The organism is Paraburkholderia sp. GAS448 (genome assembly GCF_050435685.1).
Classification (GTDB): domain Bacteria; phylum Pseudomonadota; class Gammaproteobacteria; order Burkholderiales; family Burkholderiaceae; genus Paraburkholderia.
Map to the genome: position 1 here is coordinate 1 of NZ_JBNDKT010000124.1, position 2,475 is coordinate 2,475.

A 2,475-nucleotide genomic window follows, 5' to 3' on the forward strand; every position below is an offset into this window, starting at 1 on the left:
GTCTTATCCCGATGGGCCCGCAGCAGGAAGTCGATGGTGTTGCCGGCCTTGTCGACGGCGCGATACAGATATTTCCATTGGCCATTGACCTTAAGTGGAGTAAGAAACAGGGCGTAGTCGAACTATTTCCCTGTTTCTCCTCCCCGAACCGGACGTGCACCTCTCAGCGCATCCGGCTCTCCATTGAGGTGTCGCTCATAGCGAAGGCAACATCAGCGTAGCGCGACTCGATGGTGCGGCGTGTCTCATCGCGCAATATGTACGGATTTTCTGTGGGGGTGCGCCAGGTGAATCGACCCTTACGGCTGGTGACGAGGCGTCGAAGCGCCACTTCACCGTACCGACCCCGACTATCCCGGCCTTGCAGCACCCATGTTGTGGCCCTCCCTGGCTCAGGTGCCCGGATATGTTCGCGCATCAGCGACCGGAAGCCGCGCCGGTACTTGTGCGCAAGCCAATATCCCAGCTTCCAGAAGACGGTTCGGTCCAGCCTGCTAAACAGGGTCGCCGTGTAGTCGGTGTACTGGTAGAAGGTTGCCCATCCCGTCAGTTGCCGATTCAGGCTTTCCACCATATCCATCCGATTCATGCTGTAATTGCCTGACAGTTGTTTGACCAGCCGCCCGGCAAAGCCCCGATACTTCTCCCACGGAATTGTCGTCACGGGTCGCATGCTGCCGCGTGGTCCGCGCTTGCGAATGATGCGGTGGCCGAGGAAGACGAACCCGTCATTCACATGCGTGATATGGGTCTTCTCCATATTCAGCGTGAGCTTCAGCTTGCCTTCGAGGAATTCCCGACACGCTTCGCGTATTGCTTCGGCGTGCGCTCGGGTTCCTTTGACGACCACCACAAAGTCATCCGCATAACGACAGTAGGATACTGCTGGTTTCCACTGTCGATTTTCCCGCACAGCAATGGGCCGCTGTTTGAGAACAGCGAAGTTCCACGCCCACCGGTCCTTGCGTACCTTCTTGCTCAGGAAGTTCGTTTCCATCCACGCATCAAACTCATGCAACATGATGTTGGACAGCAGAGGCGAGATAACTCCGCCTTGAGGAACACCTTCACTCGCGGCACGGAATAGACCATGATCAACGCATCCTGCCTTGATGAACTTCCAGAGCAGGGCAAGGAAGCGCTGGTCGGCGATGCGCTTGCGGATCCCCTTCAGTAGCAGGCGATGATGAACGGTGTCGAAGTAGCTGGCGAGGTCACCCTCGATGACCCAACGTCCCGCAGCACTTTGCTCATCTCCAGCCGTTAACTGAAGTCTCACCATGCGCACAGCGTGGTGGACGCTGCGGGCCGGTCTGAAGCCATGTGAAGCCGGGTGGAAATCACTCTCCCAGATCGGCTCCATCGCCATCAGCATGGCCCGTTGAACAATTCGATCCCGCAGACTCGGGATGCCGAGTGGCCTGAGCTTGCCGTTCGCTTTCGGGATGTACACGCGGCGCGCCGGTAGCGGACTATACGAGCCCGCCAACAATTCGTCGCGTATCGTCGCCAGTTCATGCTGGAGATTCTCCTCCATCATGCGCTTGCTGACACCGTCCACGCCTGGCGTGCGAGCCCCGCTGGAGGCCAGCGTAATGCGAGCCGCTTCGCTCAGCCAAACCCTGTCGGCAACCAGTCTCAGAAGTCGATCGAACTTGCGTTCTTTGTCCTCCGTCGACCATGTCGCCAGTTTGCTTTGCATTTCACTGATTATCAAAGGTCTTCACCTCACTATGGTCAGTTAATCAACCCAGCAAACCACTTCAACTGCCTCCCTTCGCCATGTAACCGGCTTTCCCGGCCTCGGACTACTACGGAGGCTCCGCCAGCCTGCATATCATCGGGGGCACACTCCCTTGACATTTATGCAGGCCTTCCCCAGTTCACATGCTGGACTCAACGCATGGGCGAGGTTGCCTATCGCAGTCTTTATCCTTGCTTGCCGCAAGTCGTCGCAGACACCACGGTCTAGCTGCGCGCTCTCCGTGGTTCCATCTGACCGGCATACATCTCCAACCAGAGTTCGCGGCATCAGTCCTTACGTGTGACCAACGCCGATCCGCGTCCTGCCTCTTAAGCGGTGTAGGCAGGGGTGACGATTCAACCCTCAGATGCGTTTCAATAGGTTCGTGTCCCTCAACCGTCCCATGCTCAGCCTGGAAGCTCATCTTGGCGTAACCGCTTCGCCGCAAGCTCCGTTTCCCACGGACTTCGTCACCTTGCCAGTGTCAGCAAGTCACCGCCGCTTCGGCTCACTTTCTCTCGCAGCAGAGAAAGGGCATGCCCCGGTACTGCAACTTCAATTCCACCGGGTCCTGCATTCCAAACATGCTCAAGCAACTTCACCCCCATGTGGGCGGGCTACGTTGGCTGGGCGTACTGTAGGTCTCGTCGACGCGCCAACTCTTGCCGACGGGGCGTTTGTGGCTGCGAAACGCTTTTTCCAGCACCGGCAGCAGCTTGAGGGCCCAACGA

1 protein-coding gene and 2 pseudogenes are annotated in these 2,475 nt (G+C 57.9%); all 3 read right to left on the minus strand.

What is annotated here, in order from left to right; translation table 11 throughout:
- Positions 1-101, minus strand: a pseudogene (locus P3T23_RS47460) (DDE-type integrase/transposase/recombinase); the annotation flags it as partial.
- Positions 102-163: 62 nt separating this feature from the next.
- Positions 164-1,702: a group II intron reverse transcriptase/maturase gene (gene ltrA, locus P3T23_RS47465; RefSeq protein ID WP_429322916.1), complete on the minus strand. Its 1,539-nt coding sequence runs from the start codon at positions 1,700-1,702 to the stop codon at positions 164-166.
- Positions 1,703-2,381: 679 nt separating this feature from the next.
- A pseudogene (locus P3T23_RS47470) lies at positions 2,382-2,475 on the minus strand (IS6 family transposase); the annotation flags it as partial.